This window comes from Paludibacterium purpuratum, from assembly GCF_004363805.1.
GTDB classification, from domain to species: Bacteria; Pseudomonadota; Gammaproteobacteria; order Burkholderiales; family Chromobacteriaceae; genus Paludibacterium; species Paludibacterium purpuratum.
The window spans coordinates 391019-409875 of the sequence record NZ_SNZP01000001.1 but is presented as its reverse complement, the minus strand read 5'-3'; the positions used below and the strand labels follow the sequence as shown (position 1 = coordinate 409875).

At 63.0% G+C, this 18857-nt stretch carries 21 protein-coding genes; 17 read left to right on the top strand and 4 right to left on the bottom strand.

Translation table 11 applies throughout. The features are described from left to right. The first annotated feature begins 6 nt into the window (after nucleotides 1-6). The 12 genes from phnG (at nucleotide 7) to DFP86_RS01810 (ending at nucleotide 9643) form a co-directional block, all read left to right on the top strand. Nucleotides 7-441: a phosphonate C-P lyase system protein PhnG gene (phnG, locus tag DFP86_RS01865; protein ID WP_208108180.1), complete on the top strand. Its 435-nt coding sequence runs from the start codon at nucleotides 7-9 to the stop codon at nucleotides 439-441. Continuing rightward, complete coding sequence (gene phnH, locus DFP86_RS01860) at nucleotides 438-1016, top strand: phosphonate C-P lyase system protein PhnH (protein WP_133678290.1); 579 nt, start codon at nucleotides 438-440, stop codon at nucleotides 1014-1016. The genes phnG and phnH overlap by 4 nt, the downstream gene beginning before the upstream one ends. A 1-nt stretch (nucleotide 1017) precedes the next feature. Then, nucleotides 1018-2115, top strand: a complete 1098-nt coding sequence (locus DFP86_RS01855) for a carbon-phosphorus lyase complex subunit (protein WP_133678289.1) — start codon at nucleotides 1018-1020, stop codon at nucleotides 2113-2115. Beyond that, entirely contained in the window at nucleotides 2108-2962 is an 855-nt protein-coding gene (locus tag DFP86_RS01850) for an alpha-D-ribose 1-methylphosphonate 5-phosphate C-P-lyase PhnJ (RefSeq protein ID WP_133678288.1), read from the top strand. The genes DFP86_RS01855 and DFP86_RS01850 overlap by 8 nt, the downstream gene beginning before the upstream one ends. Then, on the top strand, nucleotides 2959-3732 hold the full coding sequence (gene phnK, locus DFP86_RS01845; protein ID WP_133678287.1) for a phosphonate C-P lyase system protein PhnK: 774 nt from the start codon (nucleotides 2959-2961) through the stop codon (nucleotides 3730-3732). The genes DFP86_RS01850 and phnK overlap by 4 nt, the downstream gene beginning before the upstream one ends. 5 nt (nucleotides 3733-3737) lie before the next feature. Beyond that, a complete protein-coding gene (phnL, locus tag DFP86_RS01840) occupies nucleotides 3738-4445 on the top strand; it encodes a phosphonate C-P lyase system protein PhnL (protein ID WP_133678286.1) in 708 nt (235 codons plus the stop codon). Continuing rightward, complete coding sequence (locus DFP86_RS01835) at nucleotides 4442-5578, top strand: alpha-D-ribose 1-methylphosphonate 5-triphosphate diphosphatase (protein ID WP_133678285.1); 1137 nt, start codon at nucleotides 4442-4444, stop codon at nucleotides 5576-5578. Before phnL ends, DFP86_RS01835 begins: the two co-directional genes overlap by 4 nt. A 158-nt stretch (nucleotides 5579-5736) precedes the next feature. Beyond that, nucleotides 5737-7023 (top strand): ferredoxin reductase family protein, encoded by a 1287-nt coding sequence (locus DFP86_RS01830; RefSeq protein ID WP_166642110.1) that lies wholly within the window; start codon nucleotides 5737-5739, stop codon nucleotides 7021-7023. A gap of 72 nt (nucleotides 7024-7095) precedes the next feature. After that, nucleotides 7096-7557 (top strand): NanQ anomerase/TabA/YiaL family protein, encoded by a 462-nt coding sequence (locus DFP86_RS01825; RefSeq protein ID WP_133678283.1) that lies wholly within the window; start codon nucleotides 7096-7098, stop codon nucleotides 7555-7557. Then, complete coding sequence (locus tag DFP86_RS01820; protein ID WP_133678282.1) at nucleotides 7554-7763, top strand: SlyX family protein; 210 nt, start codon at nucleotides 7554-7556, stop codon at nucleotides 7761-7763. The genes DFP86_RS01825 and DFP86_RS01820 overlap by 4 nt, the downstream gene beginning before the upstream one ends. Before the next feature lie 170 nt (nucleotides 7764-7933). Continuing rightward, nucleotides 7934-9250: an MFS transporter gene (locus tag DFP86_RS01815; RefSeq protein ID WP_133678281.1), complete on the top strand. Its 1317-nt coding sequence runs from the start codon at nucleotides 7934-7936 to the stop codon at nucleotides 9248-9250. 207 nt (nucleotides 9251-9457) lie between these two features. Then, nucleotides 9458-9643 (top strand): RpnC/YadD family protein, encoded by a 186-nt coding sequence (locus tag DFP86_RS01810; RefSeq protein WP_133678280.1) that lies wholly within the window; start codon nucleotides 9458-9460, stop codon nucleotides 9641-9643. 137 nt (nucleotides 9644-9780) lie between these two features. Here DFP86_RS01810 and DFP86_RS01805 read toward each other — a convergent pair whose 3' ends face one another. From DFP86_RS01805 to DFP86_RS01795, 3 genes are read right to left on the bottom strand one after another with little or no spacing between them, the layout of a single operon-like run. Then, nucleotides 9781-11184 carry an efflux transporter outer membrane subunit gene (locus DFP86_RS01805; protein ID WP_133678279.1) on the bottom strand — a complete coding sequence of 468 codons (1404 nt, stop codon included), beginning with the start codon at nucleotides 11182-11184 and terminating at the stop codon, nucleotides 9781-9783. After that, nucleotides 11181-14321, bottom strand: coding sequence for an efflux RND transporter permease subunit (locus DFP86_RS01800; RefSeq protein WP_133678278.1), 3141 nt, complete (start codon nucleotides 14319-14321; stop codon nucleotides 11181-11183). Before DFP86_RS01800 ends, DFP86_RS01805 begins: the two co-directional genes overlap by 4 nt. Nucleotides 14322-14324: 3 nt before the next feature. Next, nucleotides 14325-15443, bottom strand: a complete 1119-nt coding sequence (locus DFP86_RS01795) for an efflux RND transporter periplasmic adaptor subunit (protein ID WP_133678277.1) — start codon at nucleotides 15441-15443, stop codon at nucleotides 14325-14327. Between the two features lie 179 nt (nucleotides 15444-15622). Here DFP86_RS01795 and DFP86_RS01790 point away from each other — a divergent pair, with 179 nt between their 5' ends. The 4 genes from DFP86_RS01790 to DFP86_RS01780 are packed head-to-tail and all read left to right on the top strand — an operon-like array spanning nucleotide 15623 to nucleotide 17301. Further along, the gene (locus DFP86_RS01790; RefSeq protein WP_133678276.1) at nucleotides 15623-16222 is read left to right on the top strand and encodes a TetR/AcrR family transcriptional regulator; all 600 of its coding nucleotides are present in this window, start codon (nucleotides 15623-15625) and stop codon (nucleotides 16220-16222) included. 11 nt (nucleotides 16223-16233) lie between these two features. Then, nucleotides 16234-16797: a sugar O-acetyltransferase gene (locus tag DFP86_RS01785; protein WP_133678275.1), complete on the top strand. Its 564-nt coding sequence runs from the start codon at nucleotides 16234-16236 to the stop codon at nucleotides 16795-16797. Between the two features lie 13 nt (nucleotides 16798-16810). Next, nucleotides 16811-16975, top strand: coding sequence for a type II toxin-antitoxin system RelE/ParE family toxin (locus DFP86_RS19205; protein WP_166642109.1), 165 nt, complete (start codon nucleotides 16811-16813; stop codon nucleotides 16973-16975). Next, the gene (locus DFP86_RS01780; protein WP_133678274.1) at nucleotides 16972-17301 is read left to right on the top strand and encodes an addiction module antidote protein; all 330 of its coding nucleotides are present in this window, start codon (nucleotides 16972-16974) and stop codon (nucleotides 17299-17301) included. The genes DFP86_RS19205 and DFP86_RS01780 overlap by 4 nt, the downstream gene beginning before the upstream one ends. Before the next feature lie 76 nt (nucleotides 17302-17377). Here DFP86_RS01780 and DFP86_RS01775 read toward each other — a convergent pair whose 3' ends face one another. Beyond that, a complete protein-coding gene (locus DFP86_RS01775) occupies nucleotides 17378-18121 on the bottom strand; it encodes a metallophosphoesterase family protein (protein WP_133678273.1) in 744 nt (247 codons plus the stop codon). A gap of 191 nt (nucleotides 18122-18312) precedes the next feature. On the opposite strand from DFP86_RS01775, the gene DFP86_RS01770 reads away from it, so the two are divergent. Further along, nucleotides 18313-18798, top strand: a complete 486-nt coding sequence (locus DFP86_RS01770; RefSeq protein WP_166642108.1) for a tetratricopeptide repeat protein — start codon at nucleotides 18313-18315, stop codon at nucleotides 18796-18798. Nucleotides 18799-18857: the final 59 nt, after the last annotated feature.

The following is an 18857-nucleotide window of genomic DNA, read 5'->3' as shown; positions in this document are numbered from 1 at the left end:
TCAGACATGCAAACAAGACAACGCTGGTTGAGCGTACTGGCCAACAGCCCGCCGAACGCTTTGCAAACGCTGCTGGCACCTTGGCGGCAGCGGACGGAGGCGCCGGTGTGGCTGCGTCGCGCCGAAACCGGGCTGGTGATGTTGCAGGGTCGAGCCGGCGGCACGGGGGCACGTTTCAATCTGGCCGAGATCAGTGTCACCCGCGCCAGTTGCCGTATTGGCGAGCAAACCGGCCACGGCTGGGTGCGCGGCTCGAATGCGGAGCACGCCGAGCTGATCGCCGTGGCCGATGCCCTGTTGCAGGACCCACGGCATCAGGCTGAGCTGCTGACGCAGCTGGTCGCGCCGCTACAAGGCGCTCTGGATGAGCGGCGCGCGCGCGATGCACGCCAGGCGGCCGCCAGCAAAGTCGAATTTTTTACCATGGTCAGGGGAGAATGATGCTGCATCCCGCATTCAAACACCCGGTCGACGATGCCCAGCAGACGTTTCGCAGCCTATTGGATGCGCTGGCGCAGCCGCTACGGCTGAGCGCCCTACCCTGTCTGCCGCCGGCACTGCCTGGCCTCTCGCGCGGCAGCGCCGCCCTGCTCTATACCTTGATCGACCGCGACGTGTCGCTGTGGCTGCCGTCCTTGCCGGACGACACGCTGGCCAGCCTGCGTTTCCATACGGGGATGAATCTGGCCGCCAATCCGGCCGAGGCCGATTTTCTCTTGCTGACCGCCGGCACGCCGCTACCGCCGCTGTCCACGCTCAAGGCCGGCAGCGATGCCTATCCGGATCGTTCGGCCACCCTTTTGATCGAGATCGAGGCGTTCAACCAGGATCAGGTGATAGGCAGCGGGCCCGGCATTCCGCACACGCGCCGCTTTGGCGCCGACGGTCTGCCAGGCGATTTCTGGCACCAATGGCAAGCCAACCATGCGCGCTTTCCGCTCGGTGTCGATGCGATTCTGATCGCCGACGATCGCATTGCCGGCTTGCCGCGCACCACCCGCATTCAGGAGGGATGACATGTACGTTGCCGTCAAAGGCGGAGAGCAGGCGATTGCCCGCTCCTGGGATTTACTGGCGGCCAGCCGGCGCGGCGACCCACGGCTGCTTGAGCTGGAGCTGGCGCAGATTCGCGAACAAATGCGCCTGGCCGTGGCCAGGGTCATGTTGGAAGGCTCGCTCTACGATGAAAACCTGGCGGCGCTGGCCCTGAAACAGGCCGCGGGCGATGCGGTCGAGGCGATCTTCCTGTTGCGCGCCTTCCGTACCACCCTGCCGCGCCTGGCGACCAGTCTGCCGCTGGACACCGGCGCCATGCGGGTGCGCCGGCGCATTTCCGGGACCTTCAAGGACGTGCCGGGCGGGCAGATTCTCGGCCCGACCGCCGACTATACCCAGCGCCTGCTGGACTTCTCGCTGGCGCAAAGCGGCGCGGAGGCGGACTGTGCCGAGGATCATGACCCGCTGCCCCACCCGCTGCCGAACGTTCTCGACACGCTGGCGCGCGAAGGGCTGATCGAAGCGGAAACGATACCGGTGGGCGACCCGGAACCGCCGGATCTGACCCGTTCGCCGTTGATGTTCCCGGCCAGCCGTCCGGCACGGTTGCAGAATCTGGCGCGCGCCGACGAAGGTTGGCTGCTGGGGCTGGCATACGCCACCCAGCGCGGCTATGCCGAGAGCCATCCCTTCGCCGGTGAAATCCGCATGGGCGAGGTCGGCGTCAGCGTCTGCCCGCCGGAATTGGGCTTCGAGATCGACATCGGCGCGATCACCCTGACCGAGTGCCAGATGATCAACCAATTTGCCGGTAGCAAAACCGCACCGCCACAATTCACCCGTGGCTACGGCCTGTCGTTCGGCGAGGCGGAGCGCAAGGCCATGGCCATGGCGCTGGTCGACCGCAGTCTGCGTGCCGAGGAGCTGGGGGAAGACCAGCTGGCTCCGACCCAGCAGCAGGAATTCGTGCTCTACCACAGCGACAATGTCGAAGCTTCGGGCTTCGTACAGCACCTCAAGCTGCCGCATTACGTCGACTTTCAGGCCGAGCTGGCCTTGATCCGCACCTTGCGCCAGCAGGCGGCGGATCTTTCGCAACAGGAGACCCGCCATGACTGAGCGCCAATGGCAATACAACTTCGGTTTTCTGGATGAAAACACCAAGCGCATGCTGCGGCGCGGTCTGCTCAAAGCGGTGGCGATTCCCGGTTATCAGGTGCCGTTCGGCAGCCGGGAGATGCCGCTCCCCTATGGCTGGGGGACCGGCGGCATCCAGTTGACCGCCAGCATCATCGGCAAAAGCGATGTCCTCAAGGTGATCGATCAAGGCGCCGACGACACCACCAACGCCGTCAACATTCGCCGTTTCTTTGCTCGGGTAACCGGCGTGGCCACCACTACGCGCACGGCGGACGCCACGCTGATCCAGACGCGGCACCGCATCCCGGAAACCGCGCTATGCGAGGGCCAGATCATGGTCTTTCAAGTACCGGAGCCGGAGCCGTTGCGCACGCTGGAGGCGTCGGAGGTCGAAACCCGCAAGCTGCACGCGCACCAGGAGTACGGCCTGATGCACGTCAAGTTGTACGAGGACATTGCCCGCTTCGGCCACGTCGCCACCAGCTACGACTATCCGGTCCTGGTCAATGGCCGCTATCTGGCCTCGCCTTCGCCGATCCCGAAATTCGACAATCCGAAGCTCGATCGCAGCCCGGCGTTGATGTTGTTCGGCGCCGGTCGCGAAAAGCGGCTGTACGCCATCCCCCCCTACACCGCCGTCGAAAGCCTGGCTTTCGAAGATCACCCGTTCGCGGTGCAGCGCTGGCCGCATGTCTGCGCGCTGTGCGGATCGGGCGACAGTTATCTGGACGAGATCATTACCGACGACGCCGGCCATCGTTTGTTCGTCTGCTCGGACAGCGACTATTGCCAGGCGCAACGCACCCTACAGGAGGGAATGGCATGACACGGCCGATTCTCAGTACACGCGGTTTGTGCAAGGACTATGGCAATGGCCAGGGTTGTTTCGATATCGACTTCGAGCTGTATCCGGGCGAGGTGCTGGGCATCGTCGGCGAATCCGGTTCGGGCAAATCGACGCTGCTGGCCACCTTGGCCGGCAAACTGGCCGCCGACCGCGGGCAAGTGCGGTTTCTGGATCGCGACGGCATGGCGCATGAGTTGACCTGCCTGCCGGAAGCCGAGCGCCGCCGTCTGGCGCGCAGCGAATGGGGTTATGTCACCCAGCATGCCCGGGACGGCCTGCGGATGAACGTCTCGGCGGGCGCCAATATCAGCGAGCGGCTGATGGCGCTGGGCGAGCGTCACTATGGCCGCTTGCGCGAGCGCGCCGGCGATTGGTTGGACAAGGTGGAAATCGGTGCAGACAGGCTGGACGACAAGCCCTCGGCATTTTCCGGCGGCATGCAACAGAGACTGCAGATCGCACGCAATCTAGTGACCCAGCCGCGTCTGGTGTTCATGGACGAACCGACCGGCGGGCTGGATGTCTCGGTACAGGCCCGGTTTCTCGATCTGACGCGCCGCCTGGTCCACGATACCGGTATCGCGGTGATCATGGTGACCCACGACCTGGGCGTGGCACGGCTCTTGGCACAGCGCACGCTGGTGATGCAGCGCGGCCGCGTGGTCGAAACCGGACTGACCGACCAGATTCTCGACGACCCGCAACACCCGTACAGCCAACTGCTGGTGTCTTCGATTCTTCAGGCTTGATGACCATGACGCTAATGATTGATGCCCAACATTTGAGCAAGACCTTCATCCTGCACCAGCAAGGCGGCCTGCGACTGCCCGTCCTAAGCGATGTCTCGCTGGCCGTGGCGGCCGGCGAATGCGTGGCGCTGACAGGCCCCTCGGGCGCGGGCAAAAGCACCCTGTTGAAAGCGCTATACGGTAACTATCTGGTGCAGGCCGGCAGCATTGGCATCCGCCATGACGGACAGTGGCTGGACATGGTACGCGCCCGGCCCGATCAGATTGCCGAGGCACGGCGCCACACGCTAGGCTACGTCAGCCAGTTTTTGCGCGTCATTCCACGCGTCGGCGCGCTGGACATCGTGGCGGAGCCCTTGCTGGAATGGGGCTGGTCGCGGGCGCAAGCTCTGGCGGAAGCCGGTGGCTGGCTCGCGCGCCTCAATATCGCCGAACGGCTGTGGCATTTGCCGCCCGCCACCTTCTCCGGCGGCGAGCAGCAACGGATCAACATCGCACGCGGGATGATCGCCCCGCGGCCGATCCTACTGCTGGACGAGCCCACCGCCTCGCTGGATGCCGCCAACCGCGCGGTGGTGATCGAATTGATGAGCGAAGCCCGCCGGCGCGGCGCGGCCCTGGTCGGTATTTTCCATGACGAGGCCACCCGCGACGCCATCGCCAACCGGATTTTCAGCGTGCCGACGGCACGCCTGGAGGAGCAAGCCGTATGAAACACATTCTGGACAACGCCCGGCTGATCCTGGCCGACCACATCATCGACCGAGGCGCGGTGGTTATCGATCAAGGCGTGGTTTGCGCCATCCACGACCGCCCGCTGGGCGCGGGCGAGGATCTGGCGGGCGACGAGCTGCTGCCGGGGCTGGTGGAACTGCATACCGACAATCTGGAAAAACACCTGATGCCGCGCAATGGCGTCTTGTGGCCGGTGCTGCCCGCCGTGGTCAGCCACGACGCGCAATGCGTGGCCGCCGGGATCACCACGGTGTTCGACGCGCTCTCCGTGGGCGATCTGGAAAACGAGAGCGTGCGCCTGGACACCCTGCACACCTCGTTCGCCGCCATCGATCAGGGCATGCGCGCGGGCATTCTGCGTGCCGACCACTTGTTCCACCTGCGCTGCGAACTGTCCTACCACGATCTGCTGGGCGAGCTGGGACTGTTGATCGATCACCCGGCGGTGCGGCTGATTTCGGTGATGGACCATACGCCGGGCCAACGCCAATACCGCGACCTGGCGCAATACCAGAAGTACTACGCCAAGAAGAACGTCGGTTGGAACGAGTCCACTTTCCTGCAGGCGGTGGATGAGCGCAGAGCCCGCCAGGCGCAGTACGCGGCGCGGCACAAACAGGCGGTGGTCGAGATGGCCCGGGCGCGGCGGATTCGTCTGGCCAGCCATGACGATACCGAGGTGGATCACATCGAGGAAGCGGTGGCCGACGGCGTCGACATCGCCGAATTCCCCACCACGCTGGCAGCGGCCCAAGCCGCGCACCGACACGGCTTACGCACGGTCATGGGCGCACCCAACGTCGTGCGCGGCGGTTCGCACTCCGGCAACATCGCCGCCACCGAGCTTGCGCGCGCGGGATTGCTGGACATTTTATCTTCGGACTACGTGCCGGCCAGTCTGCTGCACGCGGCCTACCTGCTGGTCGAACAGGCCGGCTGGACGCTCGACCGCGCGGTGGCCTGCGTCAGCCTGAACCCGGCACGCGCCGTGGGGCTGGAAGACAGGGGACAGATCGCCATCGGTCAGCAAGCCGACTTGCTACAGGTTCGGGCGCATGACGGCGTACCGCTGGTACGCCAAGTGTGGCGCCGGGGACGGAAAGTGTTCTGAGGCGCGAGTGGACATGGGATTTTGTAAAGGCGGCTAAACGAGTGTTGCGCACAGCGCTCGGCGCAATATTTCGAAACATCCAGGATAATTTCCTCATTTTCACTTAAGTTTGCGTTGCTTCAATGCGGGCAAGTTCCACCTGCATTGAGACAACGACCATGCAAAAACACCCTCTTACCCTGTTGCTGGCCCTGAGCACCGTGCTGTTCGCCTGGGCCAGCTACGCCCAATACGGCTGGCCCGCCGACTATTGGCAATGGCGCCAGCAATTGATTCTGCTTTCCGGGGTGCAATTGATGACCGTGATGGGCGCCGCCATGCTGCTCGCCACGCGCTCGCCGTGGCTGGAGAGCCTGCTCGGCGGACTAGACAAGATGTACCGACTGCACAAACGGCTGGGCATCGCCAGCGGCGTACTACTGGCGACGCATTGGCTAATCAAGCTGTCGCCGCCGCTGTTCATCGCGCTCGGCGTCGAGCCGATGTTGCGGCATGGCGGCCACCATGGCGGATTTTCCCTGGCGGGGCTGGCGCGCGAAATCGGCAGTTGGAGCGCCTACCTCATGCTGGCGCTGGTCCTACTGGCCCTGCTGCGGCGCCTGCCCTACGGCATCTTTCGCAAGCTGCACACCTTGTTCGCGCCATTGTTTCTGCTCGGCGCATTTCATGGCGCAGTGCTGATGCCGGCCGCCTTCTGGCCGACGCCTATCGGCGCGCTGTTTGCCTTGACCATCCTGGCAGGCACGCTAGCGGCGATCTGGGTGCTGACCGGCCGTCTGGGCCGGGCGCGCCGCCACGCAGGCCTGGTGCAATCGGTGGTCACGCTGCCGGGCGGCATGGTGGAGGTTAGCTGCCAGATGGGGCAAGACTGGCCGGGGCACCGCGCCGGGCAATTCGCCCGCGTGACCTTCGATGCCGCCGAGGGCGCCCATCCGTTCTCGATTGCCTGCGGCGAAAACAGCCAGGGTCACCTGCGTTTCATCATCAAGGGACTGGGCGACTATACCGGTCGACTGGCCGAAACCCTGCGAACCGGCATGCCCGTGACGGTGGAAGGCCCGTATGGTCGTTTTCTGCCCGGCCGCCCCGAGCAATCCCAGGCCTGGGTCGCCGCCGGCATCGGCGTGACACCGTTTCTAGCCTGGCTGGAAACCTTTGCCCAGCGGGGCGGCATGCTGGATCGGGTGGATTTTTACTACTGTGTGCCGGCTGCCGAGCAGGCGGTGCATTTGGCCGAATTACGCCGGCAGTGCGCCGCGACCGGTGCACGGCTGCATTTGATCGATAGTGCCCATGGCGAGCGTTTGCAGCCCGCCATGCTGCCAGCGGTGGAGGCGGTATGGTTCTGCGGCCCCGCCGCCATGGGTACGGCGTTAGCCGAGGGCTTGATTCACCGCGACGGCCGCAAGCCACGCTTTCATGCCGAAGCCTTCGTCATGCGCTAATGCATCGCGCATCCGCTCCACGCCGGCGGGGTATTCGGCTAAAATGCCGCATCCCCGATCCGAGACCCGCCCATGTACTGCGACCATATCGACAACCTGGCAAACAGCCCCCTACCCGCCGAACTGCGCGACGTCCTCGCGCTGCTGGCGGATTTTGCCCAGCGGCCCGCGGGTCGTTACCCGATCGACGGCGAACGTTGCTTTGCCCTGGTGCAGGAAATGACCACCGGCCATGCCGACACGCGCCGCTTCGAAGCGCATGCCCGCTATCTGGACGTGCAATACCTGGTCAGCGGCGCGGAGCGTATCGACTATCTGCCGAAGGAGTGCGAGACGACGCTGCTGGAAGACCACTTGTCGGAGCGGGACATCGCGTTCTACGACGCAAAGCAGCCGGCCTGCGAACTGATGTTGTCGCCCGGCATGTACGCCATCTTTCAAGCGGGCGAATATCACCGTCCCTGCTGTGCGGTGGCAAACCCGGCACAGATCAAGAAAGTGGTGTTGAAACTGCGCCAAGGAGAGCTGGCATGAACACGGAAGATCGACTCACCGAGCTTGAAGTCAAACTGGCGTTCCAGGACGATATGCTCGACACGCTCAACCTCACCGTCACCCGCCAACAGCAACAGATCGACTTGCTGCAGCAGCAGTTGCGCTTGCTATATCAACAGATGCGCAGCCATGACCCGGGGCAGGATCAGGCCGGGCCGCAACACGAAATTCCGCCGCATTATTGATGCCGGGCGCGCAACGCGCGCCACGGCATTTCCTCGCCGATACAAACGTATCGCCAGCAGCAAATAGCAGAAATCCGTCTCTGTATCGCCGGCGAAGGCATTTCCCGCCCCATGACAATGAGGTATTCTGATCCGACACGGCGCTTGTGAACGCCGCGATAATAACGATCATGGGACAAACAACAATGCCTTTCGACCACACCCGCCCGCTCAACCGCGGCGATTACCGCACCCTGGCGCTGGCCGCCTTGGGCGGCACGCTCGAATTCTACGACTTCGTCATCTACGTGTTTTTCGCGGCGATCATGGGCCATGTGTTCTTTCCGCCGCATAGCCCGGAATGGCTGGTTCAGCTGCAGACCTACGGTATTTTCGCCGCCGGTTATCTGGCCCGCCCGCTCGGCGGCATCGTCATGGCGCATTTCGGCGACCTGCACGGCCGCAAGCGCATGTTCACGCTCAGCATCCTGCTGATGGCGCTGCCGACCTTCATCATGGGTCTGTTGCCCACCTACGCCGATATCGGCATCTGGGCGCCGGTGCTGCTGCTTGCGCTGCGCGTACTGCAAGGCGCGGCCATCGGCGGCGAAATCCCGGGCGCCTGGGTCTTCGTCTCCGAGCACGTGCCGGCGCGGCGCGTCGGCTTCGCCTGCGGCACGCTGACCGCCGGCCTGACCTTGGGCATCCTGCTCGGTTCGCTGGTGGCAAGCGCCATGCACGCGCGTTTCAGCGAAGCTGAGCTGGTGGCGCGCGCCTGGCGTATTCCCTTCCTGCTAGGCGGGGTGTTCGGTCTGCTGGCGGTCTACCTGCGCGGTTATCTGCAGGAAACCCCGATCTTCAAGGAGTTGGCGGAACAGCGCGCGTTATTGGCCGAATGGCCGATGAAACGCGTACTGGCTTCGCATCGCGGCGCGATGCTGCTGTCGATGCTGGCCACTTGGCTGCTGACCGGCGGCATCGTGGTGGTGATCCTGATGACGCCGTCGCTATTGGGAAAATTGCCCGGCATCGGCGCAGAGAAAGCCTTATTGGCCAACAGCCTGGCAGTCGTCTGCCTGTCGATCGGCTGCGTGCTGGCCGGCAGTCTGACCGACCGCTTCGGCAACGGCCCGACGCTGTTCGCCGGCTCTGGATTTTTGCTCGTGGCCTGCTACGGTTTCTATAGTCAGATCGCCGCGCACCCGGACTGGCTGTTTCCCGGCTATGCGCTGCTTGGACTGACCGTCGGCGTGATCGCCGCCGTGCCGTGCATCATGGTGCGCGCCTTCCCGGCGACGGTGCGTTTCAGCGGCCTGTCGCTGTCGTACAACCTGGCTTATGCGATCTTCGGTGGCCTGACGCCGATGGCGGTGGCGCTGATGCTCAAGAGCGATCCGCAAGCACCGGCCCACTACGTCGAGGTGCTGGCCTTGATGGGCATGGTGCTCGGCCTGGCGTTGTGCGCCAGACGACGCCAAGCCGAGCCGGACGGGTTGAAGGCCACATGATCCGTGCGTTGCCTGCGGCGAACGCACGCTACCCTATCCGTGTAGGGCGCGTTCGCCGAGCAACGCGCCGATACTGACCGCCGACATAGGCCGCGAGGGATGACCGGCCGATGCCATGCAGTCTGAACCGCGCTGACGTGCCTTGCCCGTCTTAGGCCGCTATCATCGGCCCTCCCCGCATGATGCCGTTTTTATGAGGAGGTTGTCATGACCATGGCGGAAAGACTCCGGCAGGAATGGGTCCAGGAAGGGATCGAAAAAGGGATCGAAAAAGGCACCTTGAAAACCCGCAAGGAAGTTGCATACGCCCTACTGACCAAGGGCGTTGACCGCACTCTCGTTATGCAATGTACGGGACTCACCGAGCAGGAGCTCGACCAGCTCGGGCACTGATCGTCCGCGTATCGCTCGACAACGCCGTTTCCACCTATCCGGCACATGTAAACGGCGGTGAATCGGCAAATCGTTTGCCAATTCACCGCCGTTCTCGCGTCAAGATCTGCCGGTTTGGTGTTTTTCAGCCCAAAGCGTCACGACGCCCCGCCACCCAGCACCTTGAACAAGGTGACGCGGTTGGCTTGTTGCGCCAGCTTCACGGTGATCAGCTTCTGCTCGGCGGCATATAACGAGCGCTGAGAATCCAGCAGCGTGAGATAGCCATCGATACCCGCCTTGTAACGCGCGTCCGACAGTTGGTAGCTGTTGGCGCTGGCGGCGGCCAGGTGCTGCTGCGCCGCCAGTTGCTCGTCCATATTGGCGCGTACCGCCAGCGCATCGGCCGTTTCGCGGAATGCCGTCTGGATGTCTTTCTGGTATTGCGCCACGTTAATGTCGCGCGACACTTTGGCCACATCCAGCGAGGCCATCAGCGCCCCGCCGTTGAAGATCGGCAAATTCAATTGCGGCACGAAGTTCCAGGTGCCGTTGCCACCCTTGAACAGCCGGCTCATATCGTTACTGGCGGAACCGACGCTGGCCGTCAGCGTGATACTGGGGAAGAACGCCGCGCGCGCCGCACCGATATTGGCGTTGGCCGCCTTGAGCGCGTGCTCGTCGGCGCGCAAGTCGGGCCGCGCCAACAACACCTCGGACGACAATCCGGACGGCAGCTCGGTCAGCACCGGGGCGTCGTCGAACAGGCCGGTCGGCGGCAGCATGCTATCGGTCAGCGGTGCGCCCGCCAGCAAGGCCAGTGCATTCCGATCCTGCTCTACTTGGCTGCGATAACCGGCGGCGTCGACGCGTGCGCTATCGACCGTGGTCTGCGCCTGGCTCACGTCCAGTTGCGAACCGATGCCGAAGTGGAAGCGGCCGGCGATCAAGGCGTAGGACGTCTGCTGATTGGCCAGCGTATCCTCGGCCAACTTGAGCCGATCCTGGTCGGCGGCCAGCGTCAGCCAAGCGTTGACCACTTCGGCCACCAGGCTGATCTGGGTGGCGTTACGCGTTTCCGCACTTTGCAGGAACGTCTCCCAAGCAGCGTCCTTCTGGTTCTGCAGCTTGCCGAACAGGTCGATCTCCCAGGCACTGAAACCCAGGCCGGCGCTATAGCCGTGCGTAATGCGCGGTGTGCCGGCACTGGTCAAATCCTGTGCCGTCTGGCTGTGTGTGCCGGTCGCCGTGGCATTGATCGACGGCAGCAGATCGGCGCGGCTGATGCCGTACTGGGCTCGCGCCTTGTCGATATTCAGCGCGGCGATGCGCAGATCGCGGTTGTTGGCCAAGGCGGTCTCGACCACCTGACGCAGCCTTGCGTCGAGAATAAACGCGCGCCAGTCAAGTTCCAGGCGTTCGGCATCGGTACGGTGACCGTAGTCCGGCAAGGCCGCCGGCACCGGCGCCTGGGGGCGATGGTAATCCGGTGCCAACAGCGAACTGCAGCCGGTGGTCACGAGCGCCGCGGCCAGCGCCAGCGGTAGCATACGGGCGATCATTCTTCGATCTCCTTGGCGGACGCGGCCGCCGTCTGGCCTTCTTTGGTGAAGAACTTACGGATCTGCACGAAGAAAAGCGGGATAAGGAAAATACCCAATACCGTCGAGGCGAACATGCCGCCCAGCACCCCGGTGCCGATGGCGTGCTGGCTGCCGGAGCCGGCGCCGTTGGAAATCGCCAACGGCAAGACCCCCAGCCCGAAGGCCAGCGAGGTCATCAGGATCGGCCGCAAGCGCATGCGCGCAGCCTCCAGCGTGGCCTCGATCAGCCCGCGCCCCTGTTCTTGCAACGACTTGGCGAACTCGACGATCAAAATGGCGTTCTTGGTCGACAAGCCGATGGTGGTCAACAGACCGACCTGGAAGTACACGTCGTTGGACAGACCGCGCATCCAGGTGGCCAACAACGCGCCCACCACACCCAAGGGCACGACCAGCATCACCGAGAACGGCACCGACCAGCTCTCGTACAATGCGGCCAGACACAGGAACACCACCAGCATCGACAAGGCATACAGCGACATCGCCTGCGAGCCGGCCAACCGCTCCTGATAGGACAAGCCGGTCCACGAATAACCGATGCCGGCCGGCAACTTGGCCGCCAGGGATTCCATGGTTTTCATCGCCGCGCCGGTGCTCAAGCCTGGCGCCGGTTGCCCCATGATCTCGACCGAAGGCACGCCGTCGTAACGCTCCAAGCGCGGCGAGGCATAGGTCCAATAGGCGCGCGAGAAGGCGGAGAACGGCACCATATCGCCATTGCTGTTTTTGACGAACCAGCGCTTCAGATCGTCCGGCTGCATGCGGAACGGCGCGTCGGCCTGCAGATAGACCTTCTTGGTACGCCCCTTGTCGAGGAAATCGTTGACGTAGGAGCCGCCCCAGGCGGTCGCCAGCACGCTGTTGACGTTGTCCATCGACAGCCCTTGCGCGCCGGCGCGTTCCTTGTCGACATCCAACTTGTACTGCGGCGTGTCTTCCATGCCGTTGGGGCGCACGGCCATCAAGCCGGGCTCCTTGGCGGCCATCATCAGCAATTGATTGCGTGCCGCCATCAGCTTGGCATGGCCGAGACCGCCCTGATCCTGCAACTGGAAGTCGAAGCCGGTGGCATTACCCAACTCCATCACCGCCGGCGGCGCAAAGGCGAATACCATTGCTTCGCGAATTTGCGAGAACGCCGCCATGGCGCGGCCGGCGATCGCGTCCGCCTTCTGTGCTGCGGCCTTGCGCTGATCCCAGTCCTTCAGACTGACGAAGGCAATGCCGGTATTCTGGCCATTACCGGCGAAGCTGAAGCCCGCCACGGTGAAGATCGAATTGACGTTGGCCTTCTCGTCGACCAGAAAGTGCTTTTCCACCTTCTTCAACACGTTGACGGTGCTCTCTTGGGTCGAGCCCGGCGGCAGCGTCACCATGGAAAACAACACGCCCTGGTCTTCTTCCGGCAAGAAAGAGGTCGGCAGACGCAGGAATAACAGCGCCATGATGCCGATCAACGCCAGATAGATCAGCGAGTAGCGGGTGGAACGCGCCAGTACGCGTCCGACCACACCCTGGTAGCGCTCGGTATTGCGGTCGAACATGCGGTTGAACCAGCCGAAGAAGCCCTTGTGATGCTTCTCGTGATCCTTCTCCACCGGCTTGAGCAGCGTGGCGCACAAGGCCGGCGTCAACACCAGCGCCACCAGAACCGACAGCGCCATGGCGGCGACGATGGTGATGGAGAACTGGCGGTAAATCACCCCGGTGGAGCCGCCGAAGAAGGCCATCGGCACAAACACCGCCGACAGCACCAGGCCGATGCCCACCAGCGCGCTGGTGATCTGCTGCATCGATAGCTTGGTGGCCTCCTTGGGCGACAGCCCCTCCTCGCTCATCACGCGCTCGACGTTCTCCACCACCACGATGGCGTCGTCGACCAAAAGGCCGATCGCCAGCACCATGCCGAACATGGTCAGGGTGTTGATCGAAAAACCGGCGACCGACAGCACGCCGAAGGTGCCGAGCAGCACCACCGGCACGGCGATGGTCGGAATCAGCGTGGCCCGGAAGTTCTGCAAGAACAGATACATCACCAGGAATACCAGCACGATGGCTTCGGCCAGCGTCTTGATCACTTCGCGAATCGAGATCTTGACGAACGGCGTGGTATCGAACGGATAGACGGTCTTCATCCCGCTCGGATAGAACTTCGCCAACTCGTCGATGCGGGCTTCCACGCCCTTGGCGGTCGCCAGCGCATTGGCGCCGGTGGCCAGGGTAATGGCAAGGCCGGTGGCCGGTTTGCCGTTGAAGCGGGTGACGTTTTCGTAACTTTCCGAGCCCAGTTCGACGCGCGCCACGTCGCGCACCCGTACCGACGAACCGTCGGCATTGGTTCGCAGCAAGATGTTGCCGAACTGTTGCGGCGTGTGCAGCAGCGTTTGCGAGGTCACGGTGACGTTCAGCCGCTGTCCCTTGACCGACGGCGTGCCGCCCAGTTGGCCGGCCGATACCTCGGCGTTCTGCGCCTGGATGGCGCTGGAAACGTCGGACGGGTTGAGCTTATAGGTATAGAGCTTGTTCGGATCGAGCCAGATGCGCATGGCGTAGGGCGCGCCGAACAACTGTACGCTGCCGACGCCATCGACGCGGCTGATCGGATCGAGCACGTTGGTCGACACGTAATCGGCCAAGTCGGTGGCGTTCATCGAACCGTCTTCCGACACGAAGCCCAGCACCATCAGAAAGCTGGCGTTGGCCTTGTTGACGGTAATGCCCTGCTGCTGCACCACCTGCGGTAGACGCGGTGTCGCCAACGACAGCTTATTCTGCACTTGCACCTGGGCGATGTCGGGGTCGGTGCCGGCGTTGAAGGTCAGGTTGATGCTGACGCCGCCGGACGAATCGCTGGTCGAGGACATATACAGCAGACCGTCGAGCCCCTTCATGTTCTGCTCGATCACCTGGGTGACGGTGTTCTCGATGGTGCTGGCCGAAGCGCCCGGATAAGTGGCGCGAATCGACACCTGCGGCGGCGCGATATTCGGATACTGAGACACCGGCAAACCGGTGATCGCCAGCAGGCCGGCCAGCATGATGATGATGGCGATCACCCAGGCGAAGATCGGGCGATCGATAAAGAATCTTGCCATGGCTTATTCCCCCGCCCCGCCGCCTTGCGCCGGCGTTGCCTGCACCGGCATACCCGGACGGACATACTGCAGGCCTTCGACGATCACGCGGTCGCCCGGCTTCAGGCCCTGGCTCACCAGCCAGCGGTTGCCGACCGCGCGCGGCGTCTGCACCACCCGCGCCTCGACCTTGTTGCCGGCCCCCACCACCATGGCCACCGCCTCGCCTTTCTCGTTGTGGCTGATCGCGTCTTGCTGCACCAGAATCGCCTGTTCGTTGACGCCTTCGATCAGCTTGGCGCGCACGAACATGCCCGGCAGCAATGCATGCTTCGGATTGGGGAATTCGGCGCGCAGCGTCACCGCGCCGGTGCTCGGGTCGACAGTCACGTCGGTAAATTGCAACTTGCCTTCCAACGGATAGGCGCTGCCGTCCTCCAGCACCAGCCGCACGCGCGCGGCATCCGCCCCGGCACTCTTCAAGGTGCCGCTGGCCAGTTGCTGCTTCAGTTGCAACAGTTCGCCGCTGGAACGCGTCACGTCGACATAAATCGGGTCGAGCGCTTGGATAGTGGTCAACGCAGTGGCTTGATCGGCGGTCACCAGCGCACCCTCGGTCACCGTCGACTTGCCGATGCGGCCGGACACCGGTGCCAGCACGCGGGTGTAGCCGAGGTTGATGCGCGCGGTGTCGGCCGCGGCCTGGGCTTGCTTGAGCGCCGACACGGCGTCGTCGTAGTCCTGCTGACCGACGGCGTTGATGGCGATCAGTTGCTTGTAACGATCCACCTTGAGTTTCAACGCGGCAAGATTCGCCTCGGCGCTTTGCGCACTGGCGCGATAGGTCGCAGGATCGATTTGATACAAGGGCTGGCCGGCCTTGACGTCGGCCCCTTCGGTGAAGAGGCGCTTGAGCACGATACCGCCGACTTGCGGCCGTACCTCGGCCAAGGTGTGGGCGGCCGTTCGACCAGGCAATTCGGTATCCAGCGCAACACGCTGCGGGGCGATGGCGACGACCCCGACGCGGGGCGCCGTGGCGACTTGCTGCTGGCCCGCCGCCCCTTTGTCGCAGGCGCTCAAGCCGGCGGCAAAGACGAGCGCCAGCGCGGCGCCGCGAAATAACGGGACATTTCTTTGCATAGGAGACCTGTTTCCAATGAGAGCGCCAGCTGGCCGGAGGGACAGCGCGGCGGCATGCGCTTTGTTTTAGAATGAACATTCAATCTAGTTCGAGCGTTCATTCTATGATAAAGTTCACGCATTCCGCAATCGGAAAAGTTTGAACAACTGCTTAGCTGTTTACTTTCTGGATACATGCCATGGCGACTACCCCTATCACGCCCGAGCAAGAACGCGCCGGCAAGCGCCGCAATCAAGTGCTGGAAGCCGCTGCGCGCAGCTTTCGCCAACACGGCTTCCACGGCTGCAGCATGGCGCAATTGGCCAAGGAAGCCGGCATGAGCGTCGGCCACATTTACCATTATTTCGAAAACAAAGAAGCCATCATCGATGCCATCGTGCAACAAGACTTGGACGAATGGCTGGCCTCGATCCAGCATCTATTGAATAGCAGCAACATTTTCGAGGATATGCTGGCGCAGTTGGACGATCCGGTCAGAGATTGGCTCGATGCCGACTACGCAGCACTGCAGATCGAAATTCTGGCCGAGGCTGGGCGCAACGCCAAAGTGGCCGCCATCGTGCGGGCCTCGCACGAAAAGGTACGCGATACGATCAGCGAGCTACTGAGAAAAGGGAGTCCCCGACCGCTGACCCAAGCGGAAATCGACAGCAAGTTCGACTTGATCGGCGCCCTGTGCGATGGTCTGATGGCGCGCGCCATCCATTCTGGCACCATTGATCGCGAGAGGTTGTTGGCAATGCTACGGCCGACGATTCGTTTTATTTTGGAGTACTGAGGAACCAAGAGATGCAAAGCGAATGGGATCAGATATTGGCCGGCGGCGTACTGGACGACAATATGCCGGCCATCAACCGAGACCGCCTGCATGGGCAACGGCTGGTGGCGCGCTTCAATGCGACGCCGCCGGACGACCGGGCGGCGCGACAAACCATCGCCGCCGAACTATTCGCCGCCTGCCCCTCCTCTTGTTTACTGATGTCGCCCTTCACCTGCGAATTCGGTCGCAATATCCGTTTCGGCGAACACACTTTCGTCAACTTCAACGTCACCATCGTCGACCTGGGCGAGGTGGTGATCGGCAGCAACGTGCTCATCGCGCCCAATGTGCAGATCTACACCGCCACCCATCCGCTGGATTACCGTCCGCGCCGCGATTGGCATACCACCTGCAAAAAGGTGGTCATCGAGGACGACTGCTGGATCGGCGGCGGCGCGATCATTCTGCCGGGTGTCACCATCGGCGCGCGTAGCGTGATCGGCGCAGGTTCGGTCGTCACCCGAGACGTACCGCCGGATTCGATGGCGGTCGGCAACCCGGCACGCGTGATCCGCAAGATCGATCAGGGCTAGGGCCAGCGTACTGTTGGCCCAAGCGTACATTCATGTCGGCGCTGGCTATCGCGTCTACTGCGGCCGCCATGGCAAGTCGGTCGTGCTGCTGCTGTGCGGCGGCGACAAGAGCAGTCAACCGGCGGACATCAAGTGCGCCAAGGAACTGTGGTCGGAATGGAAACGGAGGCAAACATGAGCAAGCTCAAAGGCGTGGTATCGCACCACGAAGAAGAAGTTGCCGAACTGCGCGCCGATCGCGAGTTGGCGATCGAATACCTGAAAGCGGCAATGGAGTCGCTTGACAACCCGGACGACCGAGCTGCGGGCTTACTAGCTCTACGCACCGTGGCGGAAGCCTACGGTGGGCTGGGTGCGGTGGCGGCCGAGGCTGGGATAAGCCGCGAATCGCTGTACCGGGCGCTGTCACCCAAAGGCAACCCGACACTCAAGACACTGCTGGCCGTGCTGAAGACTGTCGGCATGCGACTGTCGGTCGAGCCAGAACATCACGCGCACGCGTAATTGGCTCGCCGAGGCAGGCTTCCGATGAACAGCTCAATGTATGTATGCGATTGACCAAGCGTATGGCACCCACCGCTCAGTGCCGTGCCCGCCCCGTTTCGAGCCAACGTCCCCAACTATCGCTACCGTGCGCCCGCGCCGCCGCGGCGGCTGAGCGATGGTCGTAGGCGACTGCGCACAAGTCCACTTGCCACTGTCCGTCGCGCCATTCGCAAATGGCGTAGCGCGCGTGCGGACTGCCATTCTCGATCACATGGTGATGGGGATGATCGTCGTCGTAGGCCTGCAAGCCGACACTGCCCGGATTGACGATCAGACGCCCATCGCACAGCGCGCGCACGCGCGGCTTGTGCGAATGGCCGCAAAGGATCAGCCCGGCACGAATGCCGGCGGCCCGTAGCTCCACCGATTCGTCGCAAGCCGCGTGGGCGCCGCCCAACCCCACCTCTTCGAGAAAATAAGTCAGATCGTCGCCCGGCGCGCCGTGGCAGACGTAGATGCCCGGCTCGCTCAAAGACAGATCGATTGGCAGGGCACGCAACCAGTCCTGTTGCGCGGCCGTGGTGTGCTCAAAGGCGAATTGGTCGGACAAACCGCCCGGCGCCTCTGCACAGGCCAGCAATTGCCGCTCGTGGTTGCCGCGAATGGTCGGCCACTTCAGCGCCATCAACCGTTCAGCGGTAGCGGCGGGTTCCAGCGGCCCCGACAGGATGTCGCCGGCATTAATGACCAAATCGACTTGTCGACGAGCGATGTCGGCGATGACCGCCTCCAGCGCCCAGATGTTGCCATGGATATCGGAAACGACCGCAACTTTCATATAAAGACCTTCAACAGATAACGGTTATTCTTTCAGTATGGCTTTTGCCTAAATGCAGTCAAAGTGAATATACCCATTGCATGACGAAAGTCATTAGCGGTTGGTTATCGGAAAATACGTACAGGATTGCGATGTTGGCTATAGTGAATTCCACCCACGTACTTTCTCCAAGCATGAAAGGAGAATGGCTTATGCCTCGACATTTCATCGCCATCATGGTGCTGATGGCTCCGATCCTGATCTCACCCGCCGCCATCGCCTCTGGCAGCAATTCGGATAACTTGGCCGCGCCCTCGCCCGCCATGCAAAGCGACGACTACGCCGGCGCGCTCAATGCGATCAAAGCCAACGACTTCACCCATGCCACGCAATTGCTCAATCGCCATTTGCAACGCAACCCGGGCGATGCCGATGCTTGGAATTGGCTAGGCTATGCCAGCCGCAAAGCCGGGAATCTGCCGAATGCTTTTGCGGCCTATGAGAAAGCGTTGGCGATCAATCCGCGCCATCGCGGTGCCTATGAATATCTGGGCGAGGCCTACTTGATGAGCAACAACCTGGTCAAAGCCCAGGCACAGCTCAAGCGACTGGATGAGTTGTGTCCATCCTCGTGCGAAGAACGCAAGGATCTCCAGGTCGCCATTGCCCAGTACCAGAGTAAGCACCCGGTCCAGTAACCGTTCGGCTGCGAACAGACCCATGGCCGCGCCCTGCCTGTGCTCGGCGCGGCTTGCCA